Source organism: Rhodococcus sp. ARP2 (genome assembly GCF_001029585.1).
Lineage (GTDB): Bacteria > Actinomycetota > Actinomycetes > Mycobacteriales > Mycobacteriaceae > Rhodococcus_F > Rhodococcus_F erythropolis.
The window spans coordinates 1-1,004 of sequence record NZ_LEKE01000005.1 but is presented as its reverse complement, the minus strand read 5'-3'; the positions used below and the strand labels follow the sequence as shown (position 1 = coordinate 1,004).

Annotated in this window: 1 pseudogene; it reads left to right on the top strand. The window is 59.4% G+C overall.

The window, feature by feature from the left end:
• Positions 1-31: 31 nt before the first annotated feature.
• Positions 32-1,004: pseudogene (locus tag ABX74_RS02050) on the top strand (DUF11 domain-containing protein); the annotation flags it as partial.

The following is a 1,004-nucleotide window of genomic DNA, read 5'->3' as shown; positions in this document are numbered from 1 at the left end:
GCATCCGGTGGTGTCTCCGAAGATTGCTGTGGTGAAGTCCTCTGATCCGGTGTCGGGTTCGAATGTTGTTGCCGGTCAGGACATCAAGTACACGCTCACGTTCACGAACACCGGTAACGGTGCGGGTGAGGTCGCGTACTTCGACGATCTGCGTCAGGTTGTGGACAAGGGTGCATTGAGTGGTTTGACTGCTGATGCTCCGTTGGCTGCGACGATGGTCGGCAGCGATGGTTTCTCGGTGACGGGGACCTTGGCGGCCGGCGAAAGCAAGACGGTGACGTATTCGGTGAAGGTCAATGCCGATGTGGTCGGTGGGGTGTTCGTGAACAACTTCGTTGTTCCGGGTACGACTCCTCCGGTTGATCCTCCGGAGGTGTGTGATCCGGCGACTCAGCTGTGCACGACGCATCCGGTGGTGTCTCCGAAGATTGCTGTGGTGAAGTCCTCTGATCCGGTGTCGGGTTCGAATGTTGTTGCCGGTCAGGACATCAAGTACACGCTCACGTTCACGAACACCGGTAACGGTGCGGGTGAGGTCGCGTACTTCGACGATCTGCGTGGTCTGCTCGACGATGCTGATCTGGTTGCGGGCAGCTTGAGTGCTGATGCTCCGTTGACTGCTGCGATGGTCGGCACGGATGGTTTCTCGGTGACGGGGACCTTGGCGGCCGGCGAGAGCAAGACGGTGACGTACACCGTCACGGTCAAGGCTGATGCCGATCGCGTTGCGGCGAATGCCGACAACACGGTGCTCAACTTCGTTGTTCCGGGGACGACTCCTCCGGTTGATCCTCCGGAGGTGTGTGATCCGGCGACTCAGCTGTGCACGACGCATCCGGTTCAGGTTCCGGGGTTCACGGTCGCGAAGACTGCGGATCCGGTCTCAGGTACCAATGTTGCTGCTGGTCAGACGATCACGTACACGGTGACCGGTGCGAACACGGGTAACACGACCCTTGATCCGGTGGTGTTGACCGATGATCTGTCGAAGGTTCTCGACAACG